At 67.0% G+C, this 26337-nt stretch carries 29 protein-coding genes and 1 pseudogene; 16 read left to right on the forward strand and 14 right to left on the reverse strand.

Annotation, left to right across the window (positions count from 1 at the left end; all coding sequences use genetic code 11):
- Positions 1-14 precede the first annotated feature (14 nt).
- Positions 15-239 (forward strand): hypothetical protein, encoded by a 225-nt coding sequence (locus tag C1I89_RS06050; RefSeq protein WP_102772807.1) that lies wholly within the window; start codon positions 15-17, stop codon positions 237-239.
- On the opposite strand, the gene C1I89_RS06055 is transcribed toward C1I89_RS06050, so the two are convergent.
- On the reverse strand, positions 210-440 hold the full coding sequence (locus C1I89_RS06055; protein WP_102771906.1) for a hypothetical protein: 231 nt from the start codon (positions 438-440) through the stop codon (positions 210-212). The two genes, C1I89_RS06050 and C1I89_RS06055, sit on opposite strands and share 30 nt — an antisense overlap.
- A 122-nt stretch (positions 441-562) precedes the next feature.
- Between C1I89_RS06055 and C1I89_RS06060 the strand changes: the two genes are divergently transcribed.
- Positions 563-1066, forward strand: a complete 504-nt coding sequence (locus C1I89_RS06060) for a hypothetical protein (RefSeq protein WP_258231356.1) — start codon at positions 563-565, stop codon at positions 1064-1066.
- 99 nt (positions 1067-1165) lie between these two features.
- Here C1I89_RS06060 and C1I89_RS06065 read toward each other — a convergent pair whose 3' ends face one another.
- On the reverse strand, positions 1166-1378 hold the full coding sequence (locus C1I89_RS06065; RefSeq protein ID WP_102771907.1) for a hypothetical protein: 213 nt from the start codon (positions 1376-1378) through the stop codon (positions 1166-1168).
- Positions 1379-1815: 437 nt separating this feature from the next.
- Here C1I89_RS06065 and C1I89_RS06070 point away from each other — a divergent pair, with 437 nt between their 5' ends.
- Both C1I89_RS06070 and C1I89_RS06075 read left to right on the forward strand, forming a co-directional pair.
- Positions 1816-2397 carry a JAB domain-containing protein gene (locus C1I89_RS06070; RefSeq protein ID WP_102771908.1) on the forward strand — a complete coding sequence of 194 codons (582 nt, stop codon included), beginning with the start codon at positions 1816-1818 and terminating at the stop codon, positions 2395-2397.
- Between the two features lie 171 nt (positions 2398-2568).
- On the forward strand, positions 2569-2877 hold the full coding sequence (locus tag C1I89_RS06075) for a hypothetical protein (RefSeq protein WP_102771909.1): 309 nt from the start codon (positions 2569-2571) through the stop codon (positions 2875-2877).
- A 42-nt stretch (positions 2878-2919) separates the two neighbouring features.
- Here C1I89_RS06075 and C1I89_RS06080 read toward each other — a convergent pair whose 3' ends face one another.
- Complete coding sequence (locus tag C1I89_RS06080; protein WP_102771910.1) at positions 2920-3399, reverse strand: hypothetical protein; 480 nt, start codon at positions 3397-3399, stop codon at positions 2920-2922.
- A gap of 3 nt (positions 3400-3402) precedes the next feature.
- The gene (locus tag C1I89_RS06085) at positions 3403-5901 is read right to left on the reverse strand and encodes a DNA repair protein (RefSeq protein ID WP_102771911.1); all 2499 of its coding nucleotides are present in this window, start codon (positions 5899-5901) and stop codon (positions 3403-3405) included.
- A gap of 146 nt (positions 5902-6047) precedes the next feature.
- Between C1I89_RS06085 and C1I89_RS06090 the strand changes: the two genes are divergently transcribed.
- Positions 6048-6398, forward strand: a complete 351-nt coding sequence (locus tag C1I89_RS06090; RefSeq protein ID WP_102771912.1) for an S-adenosylhomocysteine hydrolase — start codon at positions 6048-6050, stop codon at positions 6396-6398.
- Positions 6399-6659: 261 nt separating this feature from the next.
- Here C1I89_RS06090 and C1I89_RS06095 read toward each other — a convergent pair whose 3' ends face one another.
- Positions 6660-6944: a helix-turn-helix domain-containing protein gene (locus C1I89_RS06095; RefSeq protein WP_102771913.1), complete on the reverse strand. Its 285-nt coding sequence runs from the start codon at positions 6942-6944 to the stop codon at positions 6660-6662.
- A complete protein-coding gene (locus tag C1I89_RS35125) occupies positions 6941-7294 on the reverse strand; it encodes a type II toxin-antitoxin system RelE/ParE family toxin (protein WP_102771914.1) in 354 nt (117 codons plus the stop codon). The genes C1I89_RS06095 and C1I89_RS35125 overlap by 4 nt, the downstream gene beginning before the upstream one ends.
- Positions 7295-7474: 180 nt before the next feature.
- On the opposite strand from C1I89_RS35125, the gene C1I89_RS06105 reads away from it, so the two are divergent.
- Both C1I89_RS06105 and C1I89_RS06110 read left to right on the forward strand, forming a co-directional pair.
- Positions 7475-7690, forward strand: coding sequence for an antitoxin MazE family protein (locus tag C1I89_RS06105; protein WP_102771915.1), 216 nt, complete (start codon positions 7475-7477; stop codon positions 7688-7690).
- Entirely contained in the window at positions 7687-8013 is a 327-nt protein-coding gene (locus tag C1I89_RS06110; protein WP_102771916.1) for a type II toxin-antitoxin system PemK/MazF family toxin, read from the forward strand. Before C1I89_RS06105 ends, C1I89_RS06110 begins: the two co-directional genes overlap by 4 nt.
- Positions 8014-8236: 223 nt before the next feature.
- Here the strand turns inward: C1I89_RS06110 and C1I89_RS06115 are convergent, their stop codons facing one another.
- The 4 genes from C1I89_RS06115 to C1I89_RS06130 all read right to left on the reverse strand — a co-directional run bounded on the left by C1I89_RS06115 (position 8237) and on the right by C1I89_RS06130 (position 13195).
- Positions 8237-9559 (reverse strand): metallophosphoesterase family protein, encoded by a 1323-nt coding sequence (locus C1I89_RS06115; protein WP_102771917.1) that lies wholly within the window; start codon positions 9557-9559, stop codon positions 8237-8239.
- Between the two features lie 14 nt (positions 9560-9573).
- The gene (locus tag C1I89_RS06120; RefSeq protein ID WP_102772808.1) at positions 9574-10890 is read right to left on the reverse strand and encodes a recombination directionality factor; all 1317 of its coding nucleotides are present in this window, start codon (positions 10888-10890) and stop codon (positions 9574-9576) included.
- A 113-nt stretch (positions 10891-11003) separates the two neighbouring features.
- Positions 11004-12227 (reverse strand): DUF1173 domain-containing protein, encoded by a 1224-nt coding sequence (locus tag C1I89_RS06125; RefSeq protein ID WP_102771918.1) that lies wholly within the window; start codon positions 12225-12227, stop codon positions 11004-11006.
- 5 nt (positions 12228-12232) lie between these two features.
- Positions 12233-13195, reverse strand: a complete 963-nt coding sequence (locus tag C1I89_RS06130; RefSeq protein ID WP_258231357.1) for a site-specific integrase — start codon at positions 13193-13195, stop codon at positions 12233-12235.
- Between the two features lie 947 nt (positions 13196-14142).
- Between C1I89_RS06130 and C1I89_RS06135 the strand changes: the two genes are divergently transcribed.
- Complete coding sequence (locus C1I89_RS06135; protein ID WP_102771920.1) at positions 14143-15027, forward strand: AEC family transporter; 885 nt, start codon at positions 14143-14145, stop codon at positions 15025-15027.
- 93 nt (positions 15028-15120) lie between these two features.
- Here the strand turns inward: C1I89_RS06135 and C1I89_RS06140 are convergent, their stop codons facing one another.
- The gene (locus C1I89_RS06140; protein ID WP_181390904.1) at positions 15121-15861 is read right to left on the reverse strand and encodes an AraC family transcriptional regulator; all 741 of its coding nucleotides are present in this window, start codon (positions 15859-15861) and stop codon (positions 15121-15123) included.
- A gap of 138 nt (positions 15862-15999) precedes the next feature.
- On the opposite strand from C1I89_RS06140, the gene C1I89_RS06145 reads away from it, so the two are divergent.
- Positions 16000-17238 carry an MFS transporter gene (locus tag C1I89_RS06145; protein ID WP_102771922.1) on the forward strand — a complete coding sequence of 413 codons (1239 nt, stop codon included), beginning with the start codon at positions 16000-16002 and terminating at the stop codon, positions 17236-17238.
- A gap of 30 nt (positions 17239-17268) precedes the next feature.
- Here C1I89_RS06145 and C1I89_RS06150 read toward each other — a convergent pair whose 3' ends face one another.
- Positions 17269-17790 carry a helix-turn-helix domain-containing protein gene (locus tag C1I89_RS06150; protein ID WP_181390905.1) on the reverse strand — a complete coding sequence of 174 codons (522 nt, stop codon included), beginning with the start codon at positions 17788-17790 and terminating at the stop codon, positions 17269-17271.
- A gap of 106 nt (positions 17791-17896) precedes the next feature.
- Here C1I89_RS06150 and C1I89_RS06155 point away from each other — a divergent pair, with 106 nt between their 5' ends.
- The 3 genes from C1I89_RS06155 to C1I89_RS06165 are packed head-to-tail and all read left to right on the forward strand — an operon-like array spanning position 17897 to position 20373.
- Positions 17897-18886 carry a Bug family tripartite tricarboxylate transporter substrate binding protein gene (locus C1I89_RS06155; RefSeq protein WP_102771924.1) on the forward strand — a complete coding sequence of 330 codons (990 nt, stop codon included), beginning with the start codon at positions 17897-17899 and terminating at the stop codon, positions 18884-18886.
- A 16-nt stretch (positions 18887-18902) separates the two neighbouring features.
- Positions 18903-19553, forward strand: coding sequence for a glutathione S-transferase family protein (locus C1I89_RS06160; protein WP_102771925.1), 651 nt, complete (start codon positions 18903-18905; stop codon positions 19551-19553).
- A gap of 16 nt (positions 19554-19569) precedes the next feature.
- Positions 19570-20373: an aldolase gene (locus tag C1I89_RS06165; protein WP_102771926.1), complete on the forward strand. Its 804-nt coding sequence runs from the start codon at positions 19570-19572 to the stop codon at positions 20371-20373.
- Positions 20374-20468: 95 nt separating this feature from the next.
- On the opposite strand, the gene C1I89_RS06170 is transcribed toward C1I89_RS06165, so the two are convergent.
- On the reverse strand, positions 20469-21002 hold the full coding sequence (locus C1I89_RS06170) for a carboxymuconolactone decarboxylase family protein (RefSeq protein ID WP_102771927.1): 534 nt from the start codon (positions 21000-21002) through the stop codon (positions 20469-20471).
- Positions 21003-21176: 174 nt separating this feature from the next.
- On the opposite strand from C1I89_RS06170, the gene C1I89_RS06175 reads away from it, so the two are divergent.
- Positions 21177-22070 carry an AraC family transcriptional regulator gene (locus tag C1I89_RS06175; protein WP_102771928.1) on the forward strand — a complete coding sequence of 298 codons (894 nt, stop codon included), beginning with the start codon at positions 21177-21179 and terminating at the stop codon, positions 22068-22070.
- A 108-nt stretch (positions 22071-22178) separates the two neighbouring features.
- Positions 22179-22682, forward strand: coding sequence for a DUF1543 domain-containing protein (locus C1I89_RS06180; RefSeq protein ID WP_102771929.1), 504 nt, complete (start codon positions 22179-22181; stop codon positions 22680-22682).
- A gap of 60 nt (positions 22683-22742) precedes the next feature.
- Here the strand turns inward: C1I89_RS06180 and asd are convergent, their stop codons facing one another.
- Entirely contained in the window at positions 22743-23636 is an 894-nt protein-coding gene (asd, locus tag C1I89_RS06185) for an archaetidylserine decarboxylase (protein WP_181390906.1), read from the reverse strand.
- Positions 23637-23725: 89 nt separating this feature from the next.
- Between asd and hemL the strand changes: the two genes are divergently transcribed.
- Together hemL and serC are read left to right on the forward strand one after the other, a co-directional pair.
- Complete coding sequence (gene hemL / locus C1I89_RS06190) at positions 23726-25063, forward strand: glutamate-1-semialdehyde 2,1-aminomutase (RefSeq protein ID WP_102772810.1); 1338 nt, start codon at positions 23726-23728, stop codon at positions 25061-25063.
- A pseudogene (gene serC / locus C1I89_RS06195) lies at positions 25060-26106 on the forward strand (3-phosphoserine/phosphohydroxythreonine transaminase); the annotation flags it as partial. The gene hemL and the pseudogene serC, both read left to right, overlap by 4 nt.
- Positions 26107-26337: the final 231 nt, after the last annotated feature.

Below are 26337 nucleotides of genomic sequence, written 5' to 3' on the forward strand. Positions count from 1 at the left end.
GAAGGTTGACCGTCATGACGGTCGATCTCTACCGGCGGCGCATCGCCGCGACCGTTGTCGACCTGGCCCGGAGCGATCCGGTCCTGGTCAAGGAGGTGATCGCCCGTCTGCGCATGACGGGCGAGATCGAGTCCGACGATCTGGTCTACCCGGACCGGATCGCCGACCGCTGGATTGCGATTTCCGAGGCCAACGCCCGGCGAAGCGCCTCAGCGCTCGCGCGTCAGACGCGCGGGTAGCGAGGCTCCCTTCTCCCGGGCCAGCGCCTCGGCGATCCGGTCCAGCAGATCCGGACGTTCCTCGGCCAGCGTGCCAGCCCATCGGGCCAGCGCCTGGTCGAGAGCGTCCTGCGTTCGCGCCCCGCCGACGTCGATGCCGATTCGTCGGAGTTCATCGACTTCGGTAGGCGTGAACCGGAGTGAAAGACCTGCACGAAGCATGTGTGGGTGTCCAAGGCGTGTGGGTAGCCAGCTTAGCAAAGCGACGCACCGCCACAACCCCTGGGAGTCTGACGTCTCCCCATGGGGATGGCGCGTGCTTCCCGCAACCAAGGAGAAAGACCATGACCGTGAATGCGTCCCGCGCCCGGCCACGGCGCACGGCCATCCTCGTCGAGGAAGAACGCGCCTGGGTATCGTTCTACCAGCGCGCCCGCAAAGACCCGGCGATTGCCGCCGAGGTGTTGCAGCAGTTGGATGCCGACGGCGAGATGAAGCGCGAGCACCTCGCGCTGTATCTGTGCTGCCGCGAATCGCTGCGCCTGCACAAGGCCCGCGAGGTGCGCAACCAGCGCATCGGCCAGTTCGTGCGCTGGCTGCTCCGCGGCCTCTTCGTGCGCGCGCCATCGGCCACGCGCCGTGCCATCGGCCTCGGCGGCGACATCGCCGTGGCCTGCCTGCCCGAGGTGTCCGCCGAGCCGGCTACGGTCCAGGTCGAACAACTCGCTTCGGACCCGAAAATCCGCGCCGCTCGCAAGGCATTCAAGGGCAAGGCAGAGAACCAACCTCAGGCGACTGCGCCCGCTCCGGCGGAAGCGCAACCGCAGGCGGTTCGAGCTGGCGGCTGATTCATCGGCCGCCCGTCCCCCCGTTCCCTCGGCCTTCACCGGGGGAACGGTACGGGATTCCCCACCCGACCTCGCTTCCCATCCCCTCCCCGACACCCCTCAGGCCGCCAGGCAGAGCGCGACCTCCTTGTCGATCATCCAGTGCAGGAACTGGGTATCGAGCGAGCTGCCCCAATAATGGGCCTTGCACCGCGCGACATAGTCCTGCAGATCGGCGACCGTGCGGATGCCGACCGGCTCGATGGCGGTCAGCCACTGAAGCCGCTCGATTTCGGAGCGGGTCAGTCGGATCTGGGAGCCCAATCGGATCATGGTGGTATCGCCTCGCGTCAACGCCATCGTGGCGCAATTGCAAGGGTTTGGGGGCGCACCGGCAGCGTGCAGCACAAAAATTTCTGTGCTGACACTGCAATCACACTCCACTGTTTCTTCAGGTCGGGTTAACCCGAAAGTTCTGTTCATTTTGTCGGTTCACTACAACAGTCATCCGATATTCGCCACCCAGGAACGACCCGCCTGCCCGGGAATTTCCGGCCGCAGGTGACACGTCCGGCTTGCGGCCCACCGGCAGCAGGCCCAAACTGGAGACTTCCCTGCTTCCTGATGGAGGCGCACCGGCCCATGGCCGGCGTCGCAGTCGATACCTGCCCAAACTACCGTGCCGACACCTGTTGCGCACCTTCTTCCCAACGGGGACGCCATCCCCGCGGGGTGTGGCGTTCTCTTTTTTTTTGAACAAGGAGACCGCCATGGACGTGACCACCATGAGCGAACAATTGCTCATCGACGAACTGCTCGGGATCAACCGCCACGGGCCCGTGCCAGCGGACTTTGCCCCGAGTGTCTGCGAAACCCGGCGTCCCGCCGAGATCCACTATCCGCCGCACCTGCGGCGCATCCTGGAAATCGCCCGCGAATTGCTGGTCCGCAACCTGCGCAACGACTGGCAGTACCAGCCGCTGATGGCCAGCCCCGCCACCTTCCGCGAGTGGGTGCGCATGCGCTGCGCGCACCTCGAGCACGAAGTGTTCCTGGTCGTCTTTCTCGACGCCCATCTCCGCCTGATCGATGTCGAAACGATGTTTCGCGGCACCCTGACCCAGACCTCGGTCTATCCGCGCGAGGTCATCAAGTCGGTGTTGGCGCGCAATGCCGCCGCCGTGGCCTTCGTCCACAACCACCCAAGTGGATCGGCCCTGCCATCGCGCGCCGACGAGGTACTGACGCAAACGCTGAAGACCGCGCTCGCGCTGGTGGATGTCCGCTGCGTCGATCATTTCATCGTCGCAGGCGGCGATCTGCTGTCGATGGCGGAACGCGGATTGATGTAGGCGAAGACTCAACCGCCGTGTTTCCCTGGCCACCCAGTATGTCCGGGGAATGGTACTTGGGCTTCCAGAGTCGGAGCCCCAATCAAGAGCGGCGCCCGAGGCGCGGCATTGCCGAGCGGCCCACCGCCCCCGCAATGCCAGCCCGGCGCCGCCATCCATGAGGAGCACAGCATGCACACCATCAGTGCCGCGCGCCTGCGCGAATTGGCCGAGCCGCTGGCCGCCCTTTCACTATCGCACCTGACGCCCGCCACGCGCCAGAAGCTGCTGGAGAACGAACTGTCGGTGAACGCCTATCCCACCGAATATGGCGGATTCGTGTTCGTCGGCACGCCGTGCCACCGCCGGCCGGCCGAAAACGACCTCGCATCCATCTTCGACACCGCGGAGCAAGCCGGTGTGGCCTGGCTGTTCTTCGATGCCGAAGCGCCGCTCCTGGAAGGCCTGCCGGTATTCACGGCCGCGCAGCCCAGCGGGTAGGAGGCGTTCCAGGCACCGCGCCACAGCGCTGGGGCCGACGATTTACCCGACCGTCGCGAGGCTGGCCTTGGCGGGCCGCCCGCCTTTGGCGCCATTGCGGCGCGCCGCCTCGGCCTTGTGTTCGGAGCGAACCCGTCCACGCGCGGCCGCGACCGTCCGCCTGGCGATGTCGACCGGAATCAGCCTCGCCAGCATGCCGGGAATGCTGACCGCTGCGGTCTCGTCTTCGCCGAACACCAAACCATCGCCGCCCGGCGTCACATAGGCCTGCGCAAGCAGCTGGCGCGGCAGATCCTTCAATACCGGCACGTTCTTCGGGTCGAGGCGCAGCAACAGCCCATTGCTGTACGCCAGTTCCAACACGCGGGCATGTGCGATATAGCGCGCAGCCACGGCGTGCGGCTCATCCAGCGCCTGGCGACCACGCGCCAACGCCTGCTCGTGATCCTCGCGAGAAATCCTGGTTTTCATATTCAGCCCCCCCATCTGCCATTTCGTCGCATAGGAAAAACCCATGAACATGGGTTATTCTGACTCCATTCCCGCAAAAGTCTCATCGCCCCGGGCGACCGGGGTCGCCAGGCCTTCGGCCTTCAGTGCTTCCAGGTCGATCACCGCGTCGGCCATCCCGGCCAGCTCCGGCGTCTGCGAGATGAAGAACTCGCGCCGGTAGCCACCCAGCCGCAGAACCTCCCGCTTCATCGCACCGAACATGCGCTTGCGTGCCGGGTCCAGCGCACCATCCGCCTCGTCGGAAAACAGCGTCTCGTAGCGCCGCTCGCCCGTCTGAGCGAGGTACAGCGCCACCGCCCGTACCAGGCACTCGTTGATCCAGACCCGTTCCCCTCCGCTCATCAGGCGCACGCTCTTGCTCTCGCCCGATTCGGCATCGTGCACCACGATGTCGAAGTCCTCGCGCTTCTCGCCCTTGGCGGTCTCGGCCTGGGTCAGGATGGACACCGTGAAGCGCGGACCGTAGCTGGCCAGCAGCAGGTCGTTGGCCAGCGCCGACAAGGCCGGCCCCGCGTCGTCGATCGCCAGCGCGATCAGTCCGTCGTTGCTCATGCAGCGCGCGAGCAGGGTCCAGTCGCCCACGGCGCTTTCGATGCGCGCGCCGCGCCGCGCCGCTGCCGCCCGCCGATCCGCCAGCAGCGCCTGCTGCTGGCGCGCGAGAGCGAGCGCCTGGGCCTGGCGCTGCGCCTCCTGCTGGCCGCTCGATGCCGCCTCGTGTGCGGCCAGGGCCCGATCACGGGCGGCCTCGGCATCGGCCAGCGTCCGTGCCTCGAATGGCGGCGGCAAGGTCGCGAGCACCGCATCAAGCCGTACCAGCGCCTGCTGCGCCTGAGTCGACTGCCACCCGCGCCGTTCCTCGATGCCCCTCAGCGCAACACCGATGGCCTCCCGCTCCTCGGTGTCGGCCCGCGACATACCGCCGCCGCCGTCGGCCGGCGCCAGCGCCGCTAGTTCCGCCTGGCAATCGGCCATCCGGTGGCGCGCCGCGCGCATCTCGTCGATCTTGGCCTCCAGCAGTGCGCACCGCGAGGCGCGCTCTCGGGTGCGATCCAGGCGCCGCTGCGCCTCGACCATACGCGCCTCCACCGAAGCCAGCGCCTGCGCGCGGGCACGTGCCGCCCGAATTTCCCGCTCCACGCCCCCCTTCTCGTCGGCCAGCCGTTGCAGTACGGCCTGGGCGCTCGGGATCAGCGCCTGCGCCTCGCGGGCATCCCCAAGCAGTTGGCAGCGCCCTTGCAGCGGGGTACCGCTGCAGGGAACCTCCGCCGCCAGCCCGAAGCGACGGGCCAGCGACTGCGCCTGCAGAGCCGCCTGGCCGGCCTCACGCTCAATGCCCTGCACACGCTGGGCCAGCAGCCGCAACGTTCCCTGCACCTGCTCCCAAGCCGCGGCATCCTGGCGGCATGCAGCCAGTCGATCGGCACGCAGCGCGAGCAGCCGCTCCGCCAGCGGCAAGCGGCGAGCCGCCCGCTGGACCGCCGGCTCGCGCGCCAGCAGCGCGAGGCATTGCGTCTGCACACCCTGCAGTCGTTGCCGGCGTTGCGCGGCCTGCGTCGCCTGTTGCGCCATGCGCTGGCCGAGCCGGTCCAGCCGCTGGCGTTCCACACGTTCCTGCGCGTCGAGTTCCTGGCTCGCTGCGCGCGCCGCCGACCGCACGGCCTCACGCTCGGCATGCAGTTGCGCCCGGCGGGCATCGTCGGCCCGGCACCGGTCACGTTGAGCAGCAGCCCGCACGCAGGCCTCGCGCGCGCCCTCAAGCCTGGCCGCCGCCTGGCGCAGCGTGGCATCCGCCCGCTCGATACGTGCGGGCGCGTCGGCCGCCGCCTGCACCGCCCGCGCGAGCCTGTCGCCCTCGGCCTCCATGCCGGCGATCTCCTGGCGCACCGCCACCAGGCCGGCCTTGAGCAGCTTCGCGGTGTCGGCGGCCTTGCGGCCCAGGTCGCGGATGGCTTCCTGGCCCAGCAGGTCGGCCAGCAGCGTCTTGATCTCCGCGTTGCGGTAGTCGCTCAGATGGCGCTTGCCCTGCGCGCCGAACACGGACGTGAAGAAAGTGTCGGCGCTGCCGCACAGCCGCTCCACGCAGCGGGTGTAGGTCTCGACCTTGCCATCGGCCACCGTGCCGTCGTCCAGCGCAACCGGCCGCCAGGCCCCGGCCTCGGACAGCTCGAACAGGAAGGCCTCGGTACGCCGCCGCCCGTTCAGGCGGATCACCACCTGGGAACGGTAGCAACGCCCCTCCAGCGACCAGACCAGATCCTTCTCGTTCTCAGGGAGAAACACGTGATCGTAGTAGCTGAACCCACCCGCGCCCGCCGCGACGGTCCGCGACGGCATGGTCAGGTAGGGGTGCATGTTGTCGAGCACGGTGCTCTTGCCGCGCCCGTTGGCGCCGACGATGGCCACCAGTTCGGCCCCGTCGCACGAGGCCTCGAAATCCAGCGTCAAGGCATCCAGGCCGAGGCCGTCACGGATGCCGCGAAAGCCCTTGAGGGTGAGGGAAAGGAGTTGCATGAAACGCCCCTGTCAGTTGTCGTGACGACAGGTTCGCACCGCCCTCCCGCGCATCAAGCCCCGTCATTCCGCCGGCGGACCCCGCCCACGTATCCACCGTGACACTGGCACATGGATGATCGGAATTTGCACACCGTGGCGACGGGGTGTTCCTACGCAGCGAATTCGACCATTTCGGCAGCGCCGCGCAGGTCGGGCGTGCCCTGCGCCAACTCCTGCTCGGCGGCGTGTTCGTCCGCCTGGGGGTCGGTGTCTACGCCAAGGCCAGACCCAGTATGCTGACCGGCAAGCCGATTCCCGTGCGCCCCCTGGAAGTGCTGGCCCCGGAGGCGCTGAACAAGCTGGGCATCGAAGTGCTGCCCAGCCGTCTGGCCCAGGACTGCAACGCGGGACGCAGCACCCAGTTGCCCGCCGGTATCGTCCTCAATATCGGCAAGCGCCGCACTGCTCGCAAGCTCGGCTTCAACGGCACGGCGGTCCAGTACGAATGGACATGAGGGTGTTGCTGCCTGCCCGACTGGAACGCATCGACGCGCTCGCCGCGGAGGCCTGTCCAGGGGGAATCATGGCAGGTCGGCTGGGGTAGGACGAACACCCGACCCAGACGTTTCGAGCGCTGTTCACGCGGCACCCCGACGGCGTGGAACTGGCGCCGTGCGGTGGAACCGCCTGTCCGATGCCCATGGACTGATCAAGCGCATGGCCGAGGACGCCGGCCTGAAGGCCTGGCTCTCGGATGCTCCCCCACCGTCAAAAACTCAGGCCAAGGCTTCGATGACGGCCTGGGGGTTGCGCTCGATCACGTTGAGCAACACCAGCGCCGGGCCATGCGGGGTGCGGTCGCCACGCTCCCAATGCCTCAAAGTGGCAGTAGAAAAGCCGAACCGGGCAGCGAACTGTTCCTGGGTCATGCCCACCTTGGCGCGCACAGCCTTCACGTCGACGGCGCGCGGCCGATGCACGCGCACGCCGCGTTCGTCGCCCTTGGCGTGAGCGATGGCCTCTTGCAAGCCCTGCTTGATGCTCTCGAATGCCGTGCTCATGATGTCTTTTCTCTCCATATCCCGACCAACACATTGACCAGGCCAGCGAGTTCGTTGCGCTCGGCCTTGCTCAGATTGGCCTTATCGCCTTTGGCGAACAGCGTCAGCAAATACAGCGGCATGAGGTCATCGTGGTAGTAATAGATAACGCGCACGCCTCCACTCTTGCCCTGCCCGCCACGGCGCCAGCGCAGCTTGCGCACACCCCCGGTGCCTTCCATGATGTCCCCAGCCTTGGGATGCTCGGCCAGGTAGCCGATCAGATCCTGACGCTCTTCCACACTCAAGAGCTTGTCGGCCAGCCGGGTGTAGGAAGGCAGCTCAGCGATGCCTTGCAGAGTCTCAGTCATGGAAATTATAATCCATTGGATTACTTAGACCAAGAGCAACAGGCAGTCCGTCAACCGCCGACGAGCCCGGCCAAACAGATGACGAAGCCAGACCCAAGGAGCATGATGTGTTGCATGTAACGGGGCAAGATCGTATCATGTTGCATGTAACAGACCGAAGATCGTCTCTTGGAGGCAACGATGGACGTGAACGCCCGAGTGCAGAAGCACCGTGACGCATTGCGCCAGGCAGGGCTGCGCCCGGTACAAATCTGGGTGCCCGACACCCGGCGGCCGGACTTTGCCAAGGAGTGCCAGCGCCAAGCCCAGTTGGTGGCCAAAGCCGACCAGGTTGACGTCGACCTGCAGCTGTGGATGGACGATGCACTGGCTGGTGTGGACGGCTGGACTGAATGACGCGCGGCGATTTCGTGACCATCGCCATGCAGGGCGATTCCGGCAAACCCCGGCCAGCGCTGGTCATCCAGGCCAACCATTTCGGCGAGAGTGCGACCCTCACGGTGCTGCCCGTCACCACCACGCTGGTGGCCGCGCCGCTCCTGCGGATCAAAATCCAGCCGAACACGGAAAATGGCCTGGAAAAACCATCGCAGGTGATGATCGACAAGATCATGACGGTCAAGCGCGACAAGGTGGGACCGACCTTCGGGCGACTCGATGCTGACGCGCTGGTGGAAGTCGAGCGGTGCTTGGCACTGTTCCTCGGAATTGCGAAATAAGCAGCGCAGGAGCAACGCGGCAGAGTTGTCCGGCCATCGGGCATGTCCGTCCTCCGTCGCCTACACCCTCACCTTGAGCCTCCCTTCCCTGCCGCGCGGTCGATGCCACACGGCCGAAGCGCGATACCGACAGGAGTTGGAACGCGCGATGCGGCCCGCAAGGCATTGGAACAGAAGGCGGGATGAACCGCCCCTGTACCTCCTCCTAGGCGGACGATCGTGCTTACTGCGCCTGAGCCACCGTTTCGGCGAGCCCGCCAGCCCCGGCTGACAACGTGGCCCGCAGTTGGGACTTCGGCTCGGCACCCCGGGCCGCCCCACCCCCGTCATCCCTGAGCAATTGCGCGGCAAGCTCCTCGGGCGAACCTTCGGCCAGCGCGGCCAGGCAGGCCAGCAACGGCTCGGGATTCACGTCTGAGACCCGGGCCCACAGGCGCAGCTTGTCCTCCAGCCGCGTCATCTGCGAGATCCCGGCCGCGCGGGTACGCATCACGGGCACGATGCGGCCCTCCAGCTTGGTTTCCGCCGCGCCGGCGAGCACGCGCTGAATCGCCTCGCGGTCCACGGCGCTGCGGTCTTCCTCGGCCACCGTCCAGCGCACCCGCACGCTGGCGCCGGCCACGTCCTGCCGCGCCACCGCCTCGCGCAGCGCCTCGATGTCCGGCCGCCCCTCGAACACGATGTCGACCGTACGGCGTGCCGGCGTGGCCACCAGCGTACAGCGCGCGGCCTCGGGCTCGACGTCCCAGAGCAGGAAGCCCTTTTCGCCTTCCTCGCCGTAGTGGAAGCGCCCGATCGAACCGGCATAGGCGATGACCTGGTCGCCTGCCCCGGCTGGCTGAGCCCAGGCCTGATGCCGGTGGATATGGCCAAGCATGAAGGCCTGTGCCTCGGCGGTGAACAGCACGCCGGTCGTGAACTCGTGGTCGAAGCCCGCCATCGGCACGCCGTGCTCGCTCACGCAGCCGAACACCGTTCCATGCGAGACGCCGATCGTCGGCAGGCCACGCACCCGCGCCGCCCGGTGCGTCGGCGCGAAGCCCTCGAGCAGCAGTGCGAGCTGGTCGCCAACCGTCTGGGCCGCATCGCCGGCACCAACGGTGGCCGCGACGGTGGCTTTGTTGACGGTCGGCAGGCAGGAGAACACGGCCGCCGCATCGTGGGGCAACGCATCGAAGCACCAGCCGGCCGAGCCCACCCAGCGCCGCTGGCGCGTGAGCGCGACCTGTCCGATCCGGTCGGCCACATGGATGGGATGGCGCCCGCCCAGCGAGCGGAAGACCGACAGCGTGCCGGGTGGCTCGTGCGAATACGTGCCCTGCAGCATCAACACCGGGCAATGGTCGGCAAGCCGGCGGACCTGCGCCGCCAGCCGGGCGGACGCCGGCGCGTGCAGGTCAAGCGCATGGTCGGTAGCGTCGCCGGAGATCACGGCGGCCTCGGCGCCGAGCGCGGCCGCCTGGTCGATGGCCGCGCCAAAGCAGCGATCGGCCTCGGCCAGGGTCTTGGTGCCGTAGTGCAGGTCGGAAAAGTGGGCAATGCGCATGGTCTGTTCCTCCTTCATGGGGTGGCGGTGGCGCGCAACTCGGTCTCGATCTTGTCGAGGTAGCCGCGCGGGTCGTTGCGGTAGCGCTCCAGCTCGTCCCAGGCCCGGCCGCGGCCATGCGGGTTGATCCGCCAGCCTCGCCCCCAGCGGCGGTCGGCGTAGGCCTTGAAGCGCTCCGGCGCCAGGCCCATCGCCCGCGCGCGTGCCAGCAGTTGCTCGAGCGTCGGGTGTCCCGGCCGCACCGGCGCCTCATCCTGGCGCTGGCCGCTGCCGCAATCGAGGTCCGCGTTCACAGTGCTCAGGTCACCCACTGCCGACGCCGCTGCCGCGCCGCAGTCGATCGGCTCGGCGCCTTCGAGCACCTGCGTCGCCAGCCGGGCCTGCTGGATCGCCGCCTCTTTGTCCTCGTGGTCGCGCAGCAGCGCGGTCACGTCCACCGGGGCCTCCAGTTCGATGATCCACTGTGGCACGCGCACGGCGCGGCCCTGCTCGTCGATGTGAGGAACCTCCTTGAGCACCTTGGTCAGGAAGAAGGTCGTGCGATCGCGGCCGAGGAAGCCCGAGATCCGTCCGCCGCGCATCTGCGCGACCGCCTGGAAGCGCCGGATCGCGTTGCTCATCGCGTAGAAGCTTGTGGTCGGCAGCTCCAGCGCGCTGATCGAGCGCACGCCCGGGATGAAGAACAGAAAGCGCCCGGAGAGGTTGCACTGCCGGGCCTGGTATTCGGGGCAGGACTCGGGTTCGCACCGGCCGCCGTTCTCCTCGCGCTCGACGGTCTTGCGCCCGCCGAAGATACGGATCGTGCGCCGGCCCGTGGCGTCCACCGGCACCGGGGCATGGCGCATGCAGTGCCGCACCTGCCCGTCGGGCGAATACTGCGACCAGAACCGCTTCTCGTGGGTGCTCCAGGCCGCCAGCTCGTGCGGCATCACGGTCTGCCAGTGGTCCGAGGGAAAGACCACCGGGAAGCGGTACAAGCGGCGCCCCTGGCCGCGGTCCTCGCCGTAGGCGTCGAGGATCTGCTGCGCGATCTCCGGGTTCGGGAAATCCGAGGCGCGCACCGTGAACCACGGCACGTTGCGAGGCGCCAGCGGCGACTTGATCTGCGGGATGGCCTCGGCCAGCGCGCGTTCGATGTCCTCGAACGAGCGGCCCTCGGCCACGCCCCGGGCATAGATGGCTTGAGCCTCGGGCCGTTCGGCGGCCTTGCGCGTGAGGACCATGATGCCCGGGCGGATCTTGCCGCCCGTGGGAATGCGGGCCGGCCCTTGGCCCAGCAGGGTGTGCAGGGCCAGCGGCCCGTCCTGCACCTTGACGATCGGGTGTGCCATGCGGCGCTCCTTCATGAGGCGTCGGGGATTCGACGCTTCATGCTCTCGCGCGCCAAGGCGCTTTCAACCCCTCCGGTAGCCGGGCACTGCGCCTGGAACAAGCCCCCTGCGCGTCAAGAGGCGGGCGCGGGCAGCGCCGGCATGGCCTTGTCGGGCCACCAGACCCAGCAGTCACGGGACGCAACCGCCTTCTCCTTCGCCATCCGCTCCTTCGGGGTGACGAATGCGCTCATGGCGTGCAGGGGAACCGGACTCGGCCCGGCATCCAGCAACAGCACGTTCGGAAAGCTGCCCGCGTGGGGCGCGTCATAGCGCAACGGCTTGAGAAAGCGTCTCTGTCGCGCCACCAGCATGTCGATCAGCGGTAGCTCATGCACGCCCTCGACGGGAATCCACTGCTCGCTGATGAGCATCAGCGTCGCGGCGTCGATCTCGTAGGTGAACTCGCGCCGGGCGCGGATCAGCGCGGCCATGATGAGCCGCACGCGATGGCCGGTGTCGGCGTGGCGCGCTTCCAGCAGCGCGGCGTTGACGCGCGCCAGGCGGTCCCAGCTGCGCGTCGCCATCAAGAGGGGTGCATCCGGCATGTGCTTGACCCAGATGCGGCTGGCCGGGTCCAGGCGGTCGCAGGCCTTGAACTCGCCGACCACCAGCGCCAGAGGCGCCTGGCCGTCGCGGGGCTGCAGGACGGCCAGCTTCTCGCGGCGGCGCTGCGCGATCTCGGCCTTGGACGTCTCGTTGAAGGGCTCCGGCACATAGAGCCGTTCCGATAGCGCAACCCCCTTGATGTCGATCTCGGTGGCGGCCTCGAGCAGGTACTTGCGCAGCACGGCCTGGTTGCGCCGCCCCGCCATGGCCGGCGTCCAGCGATTGAACCCGGCGCGCTCGAACAGGAAATGCAACACTGCGCGCAGCGACATGCGGCGGCGCGGCACGGAGACCTCCGCGGGTTCCTTCGGTTCGCCGCGCGCGATGGACCGTCCGTCGAGGCGGGCCCAGGGGAAGTCCACGCGCAACTCGACGCGACCCGGCTGTGTCTCCAGCACCGCGTCACCCGCCAGCTCGCCCAGGCCGGAATATGCGCTGTCCGGTTCGTAGGACGGACACGATGGATGGTGTAGCTTGCCTGTTTCGGGCATGCGCTTGACCACATAGCGGCGGTGCCGCGCCACGTACATCTCGATGCCGCCCGGCGCGCACAGGCAGCGCGGGCGCTCCGCCGTGTCATGGATCTGCGCCAACGCGTCCTGAAGGCCCGGATCGTCGGCGGCGAAGACGTTGCCGCGGATGGCGAATCGCTGGCCGCTGGCCGGGAGGTTGGGCGTGTCCTCGTCCATCGCCACTACACCAGATCCCGGGTGAGTTCGTCCATGGTCGGCTGCCGGCGCGGGAACTGCTCGCGCACCGCACTGCGTTCCGCGATTCCCAACAGCAAGCCCACCTGGGATTCGTCCGCACCCCTGGCATAGAGCCGGTCGGCCACCGTGTGGCGCACGGTCAACGCGGTGACGTTCTTGAGGCCAGCGTAACGGAACAGCTTGCGGTAGGTCTCCTGGATCGCCCGGCAGAGGAACCGCCGCTGCCCTTCCTCGCCGTAGGGCATGATCTCGAACCCCGTTCCGGTTGCCGACAGGAACAGTCGGCTGGTCTGGGCAAGTCCCCGGAACCGTTCTTCGATGCCCATGCCCTGTCCACGGCGCGCGCGATCGGCCAGGTAGTCGTCCATCGCCGCGTCCAGGTGCGCACTGCGGAAATACACGGGACGAGGCCGGCCAGTGATCGCCACCGCCGCGCGGATTTGCGAGGTCCGCCGTACCTGGCCCTGGGCGTCGAGGTAGTCGCGCACCTCCAACCGCGCGATCTCCAGCGGCCGTGCGGCAGTGGCGAAGAGCATGTAGTAAAGCGCCAGATCTTCGAGCGGCTGGTGGCTGCGATTGCGGATGCGCTTCGCCCCCGTGGTGATCTCGTCTGCGCTCAGGATGCGGGGATTGCCCTGGGCCGGTTCCGATAGCTCGTCGAAGGTGCCGAGCGAGTCCAGCGCCGTCAACACCGAAAGCCGGTGCCTGCGCAGCCGGCTCACGAACGCGGCACCGTCCTCGTTCAGTCCGTCGATGCCGATGATCTTGGTCAAGCGGCGCGCGACTGCCTTGATGCGCCTTTCGACGGCGGTGCGGGTGAGGCCGTGCAGCGCGGCGACGGACTCATAGGTCTGATCGGCCAGGACGGCACGCAGCATCTCGACCGAGAGGGCCCAGTCCCGTTTCGGTTCCGCCGGCGCATTGTCGAGTCGTTCTTGCTCCTGCACGCCATCAACTCCTGGTCATTTCCATGAATCCATGAGCACATGCTGAGCATCAGCCGGCGTTCGCGCCAGCCGAAATCGCGACGAAATGCCGGTGGTTTCGGCATTGGCTGCTCCACGATGAGCAGTGAGCGCCGAGCACCTGGCATCGCCTCGACGGGGAATGTCCGCTCCAACCTGCAATGGCGCCCAAGGTTCAGCCAAGGGTGAGACCGAGAGGATCAAACTCCGATCATCTCGAAGTCGCTCTTGCCTGCATCCCATAGCCCAGACACCTCATGTGCTATCCACCGGCGAGTCGGGACGTGCCAAGAGGTCGTTGGGCGCCAGACCTTACAGAGAGGCTACGTGTCGCCTTCGGAACTGGCGATTCCGCCCCGGGCGCCCCTGCCATCGAGGCAGAAACCAGCAAGCGCGCCTCAAGCGCCACTCACCATGACATTATGTTCTATGTTACATTATTTTTTGACCTAGGCCATTCTTTAACGAAGAACGGTCAAGCTCTTCGTGGGCTGCCTGCAGCAACCGGCACGGCGAGTCCACAATGGCGCGCCGAACTGCGCCAGCAGACGCGCCTTCCCATCCGGCAGGTGCCGCAAAGCACGAAGCGAGGAAGCGTGGGTGGCAAAAGGCTTCTCCCCCGTGCCCGCCAACCCGTGTTCCTGGCGAATCTCTCGTCGTGCGCAGGCATGTCGGGTCGGAGCCATGCACGTGGCCCATCGGATCCAGCGAACCCGCAAGACGCGCCGTCGGCCCGAGGTCGGCGCTTGTGTCCGTATCCCATCTTGAACGAAAGGATCAACCGTGTGTCAGGTGTGCCAGAGCGTCGTGCTCTCCGGCTGCATTCCCGCCGATAGCGTCGAAGGCGTCTATGGACTGCTGGCATACACGGTCGGCGGGCGCACCGCGTATAGCCCCCGCATCATCGGGAGCTGCGAAAGAAGAGTCGAATGAGTCTATTTCTTCCGGTGCTCTATCTCATTCTCGGCTGGGGAGTTGGCCGTTACCGCCCCGGCATCAGGCGTCAGGCCTCGACGCTTCTCACCCGGTATACGATTCCGTTCGTCATCACCTACAACGTGGCGACCAAATTCAGCGAGATGTATGTGGTGATCATCGGCACCGTGGTCGCCATGATGGTCATGATGCGGGTGTCACGTTGGTTCTCCCCTGACCCCTTACGAAATCTCTGCTTCTTCTATCTCAATATCGGATGGCTGGGCCTGCCGATAGCCAGCACCCTGTTTGGCGACGGTGCCACAACGATACTGATCGCCGCCTACGTGGGCAGTTCGGTCATGGGGAACTCGCTGGGATTCATGCTGCTGTCGCCTCACACGGGAGGATCCAATGCCCTGCTGGCGAAGAAACTTCTGATCTCGCCACCGGTTCTGTCCGTAGCCCTCGGCATCGTGCTGATGCCGCTGCACTCCACGATAAGCCACTATCTTTCCCCGGTGCATGAAGCTGCCAAATTCACCATGAGTTTCCTGGGCATGGCGATATTGGGCATCTGGCTGTCGCAGACCAGAATGAATCTGAGCGACTTCAAGCATGAGCTCTTGGAAGCACTGTGGCGGGCGATCAGTTGGGCGGCGATCGGCCTGGTGATCATCTACCTGGCCTGGACATTCCATGCCGAAGCCATCTACAACAACAAGGCGACGGTCTTCCTGCTGTGCTTCCTGCCGCCTGCGGCAAACATCATTGTCCTGGAGACCTACTATGTCGGCACAGGCAGATCCGCCAGAATCATTTCCTGCTCGACCTGCATCAGCATTCTCGCCATTGCCTGCTATGGTGCGGTCACCACGCTCATGCACGTGACCCAATAACCGCTTGGTCGCTTCACGCGACAGTCACAAGCCGCCGGGCGCAGCGGCATTCATCCTGTACGCACTCGCGCCTGCCCGGATCGGGCGACAACGCTACTGCGCGTCGACCTCGCCAGCCAGACGCGACAGGAACGCGCGAGGCGTCACGCCGAGGGTGCGCCGGAACATTGTCGAAAACGCGCTCAGGCTCTCATAGCCCGAGTCCAGGGCGACGCGGGTGACGGACATCCCCCCGCTCAGGAGACGGACCGCATGAAGCAGGCAGGCCTGCCTGCGCCATTGCACGAAGCTCAGCCCGGTTTCTGCACGAAAGCGCCGGTACAGCGTGCGCGCGCTCCCCGGCGGCAGAGATCCTTCACCCCCATGCACTGGATCGTCCAAGACCCGTTCGCACAGCCCCAGCAGATCCAGGCTGGCAGGCATGGGAAGCTCAAGCGCGCAACGCGGCAACCGGGCGATCTCGGCGACCGCCAGCTGGCCGATCAACGCGACGGCCTGGTCGTCGCCGTTGCCGTTGATTTCCGGGGACGTCATCCGCATGATCAGTTCGCGCAGCAGCGCGGTGACCTCCAGAACGACGCAGCCGGCCGGCAGCCGCGCGGCGCTGGCCGCGTTGAGGTAGAGGGTTCGCATGTGGAGTTCGCCATGCGCGTCGATCGAATGTTCCGTGCCGGCGGGAAGCCACAAGGCCCGGCTGGGCGGCACCAGCCAGGCATGGCCCGGCGTGCGAACAAACATGGTGCCGGCCGCGGCGAACAGGAACTGCCCGCGCACGTGCTGGTGCGCAGGAAGATGTGCCCCCGCGGGGAACGAGACCCGGCGAGCTACCAGCATGGGGGCTTCGGCTGGTGCGGGCAGAACCACGGGGGACCGGACACCCGGTCCAGCTTGCAAGGTCAGCGTGTCCATTTCGCGATAATTTACCAAGAAACATCGAAAGACGGATAGCCTCAAATCCGCCAGACTGACGGCATGACTACGACCACTTCATCGGCGGTTGCGCCGGGACACGCCGCTGCCCAAGATCATCCCCGCGCGGTGGCGCTGCTGCTCAACGTCGGCCATGCGCTCGATCACCTGTTCCCACTGATCTTCGCTACCGCCGTCGGCACCATCGCCGCCGAGTTCGGCTACGCCCGCTGGGAGGACTTGATGCCCTACGGGGTTGGCACCTTTTTCCTGTTCGGCCTCGGCTCCGCGCCTGCCGGTCGCCTGGGCGACCTGTGGGGGCGCCGGCCGATGATGCTGGTCTTCTTCTTCGGTCTCGGCGCCGCGGCGCTGCTGACGGCCCTGGCCCAGGGACCCTGGCAGCTGGCGGGCAGCCTCACGCTGATCGGACTGTTCGCGTCGATCTACCACCCCGTGGGCATCCCCATGCTGGTGCAACATGCCCGCCGGCCCGGCGCGGTCATTGGCATTAATGGCCTGGCCGGAAACCTGGGCGTGGCGGGCGCGGCCCTGCTCACCGGCTTTCTCGTGCAGTGGTGGAGCTGGCGTGCCGCCTTCGCTGTACCAGGTCTGATTTCCCTGGGCTGCGGCGTCGCCTTCTTGTTGCTGTGCCCGCCACAGGGCCCGGCGCCCGGACGCACTCGCAAGCCGCCGGTGGTCGTGCTGCCGCCCGGCCAGCTCGCTCGCGCGCTGGTCGTGATGACGGCGGCGGCCGTCACCGGCGGTCTGCTGTTCAACTTCACCACCAATGGCAACACACAGTTCCTGACCGAGCGATTCCAGGGCGTGATCGCGGACCCGGCGCTGATCGGCCTGCTGCTGGCGGTGGTCTATGCGATCGCCTCGCTGGCCCAGGTGGTCGTGGGCCGCCTGATCGACAGGATTCCGCTCAAGCGCCTGTACCTCGGCATGGTGCTGGCGCAGATCCCCTGGCTGATCCTCTCGGCCCTGACCAGCGGGTGGTGGCTCTATATCGCGCTGATCGGCGCGATGGTGTTCATCTTCGGCTGCATTCCCTTCACGGACGCGATGATCGTCCGGTACGTGGACGACAGCGTGCGCTCGCGCGTGGCCGGCATGCGCCTGACCGTTTCGTTCGGCATCAGTTCGCTCGCGGTGTGGCTGCTGGGGCCCGTGGTGAAGGCGTCGAGCTTCGCGACCCTGTTCCTGGTCATGGCTGGTATCGCGGTCTGCACAGCGGCCGTCGTCCTGCTGTTGCCCACGGACCCGGTTGCAGTCCAGGAACCATCCCCCCGCCCCTGACTCGACTGCCCACTGGCGCAGGCCGGGCCATCACACCTCCTCGGCAATCACCAGCAACACCGATGCAGGCTGTTTCCCGACGGAGGTGATCTTGTGCGGGATGCTGGAGTTGAAGTGGGCGCTGTCGCCGGCGCGCAGCGTCTCCGTGCGGCGCGCGAGTCGCAAGGTCACGCTGCCCTTGAGCACGTAGAGGATTTCCTCGCCCTTGTGGTGGCTCATGGGATGGTTGCGCACCGGCTCGTCGGTGGGCGTCATTACGAACGCGACCATCCTGTGCCCGGGCAAGGCGCCGGAGACGACGCGCGGGGCCTGGGGCTCACCCTCCTTGCCCGCAGGGGCGCGATGGATCGACACAGGCTCATCCTCGGACGACTGCGCGAACAGTTCCTCCACTTTCACGCCCAGGGCCTTGGCGATCCGCAGCGCGGCGCCGATGGACGGCTCTGAAACCCCCCTCTCCAGCTTCGAGACATAGCTGCGCGTGAGCTCGGCGGCCTGGGCGAGTTCTTCCAGCGTCAGGCCCGCCTGCACGCGCAGCAGCTTCAATTTCACCGACATATCTTCCCCATAGGACACTTGTGTCCTAAACTACACTTGTTTCTTGACATAGATCAACACCCGGGCGACTCCCTGTCGCCCTCACATAAGGAGACATGTTATGACGCAAGTGAAACGCCGCCGGGCACTGGCCTTCCTCGCCCTGTCCGGCATCGCCGCAGCAGTGCCGCAGATGGCGCACGCCGCCGATGCGACCTACCCCGACAAACCGATCCGGGTGATCATCCCCTTCGGTGCGGGCGGCATCACCGACGTTGCCGGACGGTTGATCGGACAGTACCTCGGAGAAGCCTTGTCCCAGCAGATCGTGATCGACAACCGTCCCGGCGCCGGCGGCTCCATCGCCGCCCAGGCGATCACGAGCGCCACCCCGGACGGCTACACGCTGCTGCTGGGCACCGTGGGCACCCAAGTCGTGAACAAGATGCTGTACCGCAAGCTCAACTATGATCCCGCCGCCCTGACCCCGATCTCACTGGTCAGCAATTCGCCCTATGTGCTGGCAGTCCACGGCATCGACGGGGTGGAAGACCTGCAGGGGCTCATCCGCTATGCGAAGGCCCATCCCGGACGCCTGAACTTCGGCTCGGCGGGGAATGGAAGCTCGCCGCACCTGGGCATCGAGCTTTTCAAGCTGTCCAGCCAAACCGACATCGTACACATTCCCTTCAAGAGCGGGGCCGAGGCCGTCAACGCAGCGGTCGGCGGACAGGTGAACATCGTGATCGACGCACTGCCCGTCATCGAGCCCCAGGCCAAAGCCGGCCGGCTCAAGATGCTGGCCATCGCCGCGGCCGAGCGCAGCCCGGTCACCCCCGATCTCAAGACCAGTGCCGAGCAGGGCCTGCCGCAGTTCCAGATCGGCTCCTGGAATGCCCTGGTCGCCCCGCCGGGAACGCCCGCCGCGCAGGTGGAGGTGCTGAACAAGGCGCTGGCCCGGGCGCTCAAGCGTCCGGAACTCGTATCGCGGCTTGCCGCGATGGGCATCGAGCCCCTGCCGACCGGCGTCGCCGCCTACCAGCAGCACATCGCCAGCGAAACCGCGAAGTGGGCCAAGGTCATCCAAGCCGCCGGCACCAAGCTCGACTGATAAGGCGACCCGCCCCATGCTCCTCTATGACACCCTACGATCCGGCAACGCCTGGAAGGTCCGGCTGCTCGCCAGCCTGCTGAATATGCCGCTCGAGCGCCGCACTCTCTCCATCGACCGCGGCGACCTGGCGCGGCCGGAATTCCTGGCGGTCGCGCCGATGGGCCACGTGCCCGTGCTGCGCCTGCCCGACGGCAGCCATCTGGCCGAATCGCTGGCCATCCTCCACTACCTAGCCCAGGGAACCCCCTGGTGGCCCCAGGATCGTCTGGCGCAGGCCACGGTTCTGAGCTGGCTGTCGTTCGAGCAGGACCGCCACATGAAGCCGCTCGCGCAATTGCGGCTCCACCTGGCCTTGCACCGCCGGGGTGCCCCGGACGCCGAGCCCTTCGTCAGCCATGCGGCGGCGGCACGCGCGGCGCTGGCGGTGCTGGAGGCACAACTCCAGCGCCAGGGCGAGGACGGCTGGGTCGCCACGACGGACGCTCCGAGCATCGCCGACGTGGCGCTGTACCCCTACACCTGCATGGCCCCGATGGGCAGCATCGCGCTGGCGCCCTACCCAGCCATCCAGGCGTGGCTGCAGCGCGTGGAACGCCTGCCAGGCTACCAGCCGCTGTTTCCCGGACAGCCCGAACGCAACCTTTCCATCGAAGAACGTCCCTGAAACCAGAGGCACAACCATGACCCCATCCGACACCTTCCAACTCGACAAGGCCACCCTGGTGGCGCAGTCCACCCACCGCATGGACCGGCAGTTCCAGGACAGCGCCTATTCCCTGCGCCAGAAGCTCGCGCTGACCTGCCGGATCCTGTTCGACAACGGACACGACTCCGGACTCGCGGGCCAGATCACGGGACGGACGGACGTACCCGGCAAGTTCTACACGCAGCAACTCGGCCTCGGCTTCGACGAGATCACCGAGGACAACCTGCTGCTCGTGGACGAGGACCTGAACGTGCTCGAAGGCGACGGCATGCCCAACCCCGCCAACCGCTTCCATTCGTGGGTCTACCGCGCGCGGCCGGACGTGAACTGCATCATCCACACGCATGCGGTCCACACCGCGGCGCTCGGGATGTTGGAACAGCCGCTGATCGTCTCCCACATGGACAACTGCGTGCTCTACGACGATGTCGCCTTCGTGGCCAAGTGGCCGGGGATCCCGGTGGGCAACGAGGAAGGCGAATTCATCGCCGGCGCCCTGGGCAGCAAGCGCGCGCTGCTGCTGTCCCACCACGGTCTGCTGATCGCCGGCAGCACCGTCGAGGAAGCCTGCGTGCTCGCCATCGCCTTCGAGCGGGCCGCCCGCATGCAACTGCTGGCGAGCGGCGCGGGAACCATCCAGCCCATCGATCCCGCCCTCGGCGCCGAAGCCCATAACTGGGTGTTACGCCCCAAGCGCAACACCATCGCGTTCGAGTACTACGCCAGACGCTCCCTGAAGAACGCGCGCAACGCAGACTGCCTACGACCCGCGCCCTAACGCGGACCGGGCCGGCCTGCATGATGCTGCCGGCCACCCGTTTCCATGCGCAGGCTGATGGGCCTCGCTCCGCGGCGGGCGAGGCCCGCGCCGGCTCACTTCAGCGCGACCTTGGGAAAGTCGACCGGCACGTCGAGGGCGACGTTGACGTAGTTGGTGAAGAGATTCAAGGCGACATGCGCCACGATCTCGACAATCTGCTCGTCGCCGAAGCCGTTCTCCCGCAGGCTGGCGACGTCGGCATCGCTGACCTGGGCGCGCTGCTCGACGACCTTGAGCGCGAAGGCCAGCGCCGCGGCGGTCTTGGCATCGCTGGATTGCCCGACCTGGGCGGCGGCGATTTCGTCAGCCGACGCGCCCGCCTTCTGGCCGAGCACGGTGTGGGCGGCCAGGCAGTACTCGCAGCGGTTGCGATTAGCGATGGCCACGGCGATCTGCTCGCCGAGCTTGGCGCCGAGCGTGCCACCGCCCAGGGCGCCGAAGGCCGCCCACATGCTCTGCAGGGCTGCGGGCGAATTGGCCACAGCCTTGAACATGTTGGGCGTGGCGCCAAAGGCTTGGTCGATCTGGGCCAGCAGGGGGCGGCTGGCGGCGGGAGCGTTTTCGGACTGGATGTTGACGCGAGGCATCTTGGTCTCCTGGAGAGGTTCGGGCCAGAGGGAAGGGAAACAGCCGGCGAGACAGGCCCCATTAAGGAAATTGCGAGGCGAGCCTTTTCTACGGAACGATCCGGCCGAGACAGTATGGGCGCATTGAATGTATTATTTGGTTCAATCAGTCCACGAAAAATATCATTTCGTCCAATGCCAGCCACCGCTCCCATCGACCGCCTTTCGGGCCTGCTGGAACGCTTCCGGGTACAGGCGCAGCTGCATTACTCCGGCGCGCTGTGCGGGCGCAGCCACTTCGACGCCGGTGAAGGACATGGCTACCTGCACGTGCTGCGCCGCGGCCAACTGGAGGTGCAGCACCCTGGCGCGCGGCGGGTGCCGAAGTCGATGCGCTTCGACGAGCCGGCGCTGCTGTTCTACCCCGGCCCCTTGACCCATCTCTTCCACAACCCGCCCGAGGAAGGCTCCGATTTCACCTGCGCGCGACTGAGCTTCGAGGGCGGCACGGCCCACCCGCTCGCGCGGGCGCTGCCTCCCCTGATCGCGCTACCGCTGGCGCGGGTGCAGGGCCTCGACGCGGCGCTGGGATTGCTGTTTTCCGAGACCGACCGCGTACGCTGCGGCCAGAGGCTGCTGGCCAACCGGCTGTTCGAGGTGGTGGTGATCCAGCTGCTGCGCTGGCTGCTCGACCATCCGCAGGAGGCCGGCGTGCACACCGGCCTCATCACCGGCCTGTCGGATCCGCGCCTGGCGCGCGCGCTGGCGTCCATCCACGACAGCCCTGGGGAGCCTTGGCCGCTGGAACGGATGGCCGAGCGCGCCGGCATGTCCCGCACGGCGTTTGCCAGCACCTTCCGCGAGGTGGTGGGGCAGACGCCCGGCGACTACCTGGCCGACTGGCGCATGGCGCTGGCCCAGAGCCGGCTGCGCGAAGGCCGTCCCCTCAAGAACCTGGCCGAAGAACTCGGCTACGCGAACCCTTCGGCCCTGTCGCGCGCGTTCAGGGCCAGGGTAGGAATGCCTCCCCGCGACTGGCTCGCGCAGGCCTCGACAGAGCTGCGTGAGGACGCGGCGGCGAATCCATAGGCTCATCAGCGAATCGACCTCAAGATGCCCCATCCCTCGTCCCTCCCCACGGCCACCGTCCAACGCTCGGACCAGCCGGCCCCCGATTCGCCGGGCGTTCAACTCCACATGTTCTACGTCGGCGGCAACGCAGGGAAATCGAACATCGAAGTGCATGACGTGCAGTTCGCCGCCGTCCAGCGCCCGGAAGACGCCTGGCCACTCCTGCGCGAGGTCTGGTTCGGCGACAGGCACAAGCTGCATGTCGACGGCTACAGCGTCATCACCTGGGCCGATGGACACGACATTCGGTTGCTGCCCACCCCGTTCCAAGGGAACAAACAGCTGTACTTCGTCAATGCCGGCGGGTACCGGCCCGACACCCTGGTCGAGCAGCACGAGTTCGGCCTCTTCGTCGCCGAGGACGCGGCCCAGGCCAAGCGCCGGGCGCTCGACGTCCTGCTCGTCGGCGCGGGCACACGGCACAAGGACAACCTGTCGAGCGTGGACGACTGCGTGCTGCTGGGCGAGCTGGGCGGCCTGCATGTCCACTTGCGCGAGAACCCCCTGGGCCAGCCTGCAGCACCCGCGTGGCAGGGGTATCAGCCCATCGGGGTCCCGCCGCCAGCCTGAGCGCGGCCGGCGCGCCACGCTCCCCGGGGCCGGGCAGCGGCACCCGCCCCCGAAGCCAGGTCAGCTCTGCGTCGCTACGGGCTGCCCCATCAGCACTTGCCGGCCGACCTGCCATTGCGGATGGAAGCCCCAGGCACTCCCTGGCATCAGCACCACGACCGTGGAGCCGAACTGGAAGCGCCCCATCTCCTCGCCCTGCGCAAGGTGCGGCGGTGGCGGCATGGCGTCGCCGTCGGCGTAGTGCCACAGCCGGATCTGCGGCTGCCGCGGCGGCGCGACGACACCGTGCCAGACGGTGGCGATGCTGCCCACGATGGCCGCCCCCACGAGCACCACGGCGAAGACGCCGATCCGGGGATGCTCGAACCAGCACACCAGCCGTTCGTTGAGCGCGAGCAAGCCATGGATGCCCTGCACGATGTCCGGCCTGACCGAGAACAGCGTCCCGGGCACATGGCGCATGCCGAGCAGCCGCCCCGGGCAGGGCATGTGGACCCGGTGGTAGTCGCGCGGGCTCAGGTACACCGTGGTGAAGCTGCCCCCTTCGAGCCGGGCCGCCAGCGCCGGATCCGCGAGCAGCTGCGCGGCGCTGTAGCGGCGCTGCTTGGCCTGGATCATCTGGCCGGCCCGGATATGCCCCACCTGGCTCACCGTGCCGTCCGCGGGGCTGGTCCAGTCGGCCGGTGCCAAGGGGCGCACCCCTGGCCGCAGTGCCCGGACGAAGAATTCGTTGAAGCTGCGGTAGGCGCCGGGGTCGCTATGCAAGGCCTCGCCAAGGTCGATGCGATGGCGGTGTACGAAAGCCCGGATCAGGGGCTGGACTACCCAGGGCTGGCGGCAATTCGCCAGCACGCCCGCGCAACGGGTCAGCAGGCGCATCGGAGCAAGGTGCTGGAACAGCACCGCGAAAGAAATCCGGCCACTCCTGGTATCGCGTGCAGTATCCTGTGTCATAAGTTAGAATGTCCTAGGACAAAATCACAGTTTAGACCGTCGCCCGGTGTCGCGTGCGCGGCGGTCCGTTTTCGGATGGCAGCAACGTCATGGCTTCAACGAATGCCCAACTGTTCGCGCGGGCGAACAGAACGATTCCCGGTGGCGTGAATTCACCCGTGCGCGCCTACCAGGCGGTCGGCGATACACCCCGGTTCATTCGCCGTGCCAGCGGCCCCTATGTCTGGGATAGCGAAGGAGCCCGGTACATTGACTACGTTGGCTCCTGGGGACCCGCCATCCTCGGTCACGCCCACCCGGAGGTCGTCCTGGCGGTACAGAAGGCGGCCACGGACGGGTTGTCGTTCGGTGCTCCGACCGAAGCGGAAATCGTCCTGGCCGAGGCCCTGAGCACGCGGTTGCCGTCCCTGGAGCAGGTGCGCCTGGTCAGCTCGGGCACCGAGGCCACCATGAGCGCGATCCGACTGGCGCGCGGTTTTACCGGCCGCCCCAAGGTGGTCAAGTTCGAGGGCTGCTACCACGGCCATGCCGACAGCCTGCTGGTCAAGGCCGGCTCCGGCCTGCTCACGCTGGGCCATCCCGATTCGGCCGGCGTGCCGCGCGAGTTCGTCGAACACACCCTGGTGCTGGGCTACAACGATCTGGACGGCGTGCGCCAGGCATTCGCACGGCAGGGCGACCGGATCGCCTGCGTCATCGTCGAGCCAATCGCCGGCAACATGAACCTGGTCAGGCCGGCTCCAGGCTTTCTTGAAGGTTTGCAGGAACTCTGCACGGCCCACGGAGCCCTGCTGATCTTCGACGAGGTCATGACGGGTTTTCGCGTCGGTCCGCAAGGCGCGCAGGGGTTGTTCGGGATCCGTCCAGATCTCACGACGCTGGGCAAGGTCATCGGCGGCGGTATGCCGCTGGCGGCCTTCGGCGGGCGGTGCGACGTCATGGGAAAGATCGCCCCGCTGGGGCCGGTCTACCAGGCCGGCACGCTGTCCGGCAACCCAGTGGCCGTGGCGGCCGGTTTGGCCACGCTGCGGCTGATCGACGAACCGGGCTTCCATGACCGGCTCGCGGCGCAGACCCAGCGCCTCGTGGCCGGCCTGCGCAAGTGCGGCTGCCTTGCTGGGATACCGCTGGCTGCCGACGGCGTCGGTGGCATGTTCGGCCTGTATTTCCAGCACCATGTTCCGAGGAGCTTTGCCGAGTCTACGGCCTCCGACCTGGGCACCTTCGCCCGGTTCTTCCAGGCCTGCCTGTCGCGCGGCATCTATTTCGCGCCCTCAGCCTTCGAGGCCGGCTTCGTGTCCATGGCCCACGATGACGAGGTCATCAATCGCACGCTGGACAACGTGGGCGATGTCCTGCAAGCCATGGCGCACGATCGAGAGCACGGGGACTCGGACGGAATGCCCGCCGCCGGAGGCCTGCGATGACCGGAGCCGGGCCGAGGCCGTTCAATTTCGGTGCGGGGCCCGCCACGCTGCCAGAGGAGGTTCTGCGCCAGGCGGCCGGCGAGATGCTGGACTGGCACGGCAGCGGCATGGGGGTGATGGAGATGAGCCACCGCGGCAACGACTTCATCTCGATCTACGAAGCGACGATGGCTGGCCTGCGCGTCTTGCTGGAGGTGCCTTCCGAATTCCATATCCTCTTTCTGCAGGGCGGCGGCATCGGCGAGAACGCCATCGTGCCGTTGAATCTTTCCGGCGGCGGCGTGGTCGACTTCCTGCTCACCGGGAACTGGAGCCACAAGTCCTGGGACGAGGCCCGCAGGTACGTCCGCGCCGCCCACGTCGCCGCGACGGCGGAGCCTGGCGGCTTCACCGGCATTCCTCCCGCATCGAGCTGGCGGATCAGCCCCGATGCGGCCTATGTCCACGTCTGCAGCAACGAGACGATCCAGGGAGTGCAGTTCGCCGAGCTGCCCGACCTCGCGGCCTTGGGCTCGCGCGCACCGCTCGTCGTGGACTGCTCGTCCGACATCGCCTCCCGGCGCTTCGACTGGCGCCGCGTCGGGTTGGCGTTCGCCGGCGCGCAGAAGAACCTCGGGCCCGCGGGGCTGACGGTGGTCTTCGTGCGCGAGGAACTGCTCGGTCGCGCGCTGCCGATCTGTCCAAGCGCCTTCAACTATGAACTGGCCGCACGCCACCAGTCCATGTACAACACGCCTCCGACCTGGGGTATTTACATCCTCGGGCTCGTGGTGGAATGGATGCGGCGCCAGCGCGAAGGCGATTTCACCGGGGTGGCTGCGCTGGAGATCCGCAACCGGCGGCAGGCCGGCAAGCTCTATGCGGCAATCGACGCCAGCGATTTCTACGTGAATCAGGTCGAGCCCGCTGCGCGGTCGCTGATGAATGTGTCGTTCTTCCTGACCGACACGCGCCATGAGGCGGCCTTCCTGGACGGTGCCAAGGAGCGCGGCCTGCTTCAACTCAAAGGGCACAAGTCCGCAGGCGGCANTGCCCAGGCAATAGCCCCAAGGCCGATCATGAACTAAGATTGAAACCGGACCACCCTATGGGGTCAGGCCATCAACAGTATTAGAGCGACGGCCCCCCAATAGCCGATCACCTCGTAGCTAGGGAAGGTCTGAAGAACTCGATTTCAAACATCCAAAAATCGACCTCATGACCAAAGTATTCAAAAATGGTTAAAAACTGCTCAAATCATCGCCACTTTCGGGTTGTTTGCACCCCGATCAGGC

Origin of the sequence: Achromobacter pulmonis (assembly GCF_002885955.2) — a bacterium.
Taxonomy (GTDB): domain Bacteria; phylum Pseudomonadota; class Gammaproteobacteria; order Burkholderiales; family Burkholderiaceae_B; genus Achromobacter; species Achromobacter pulmonis_A.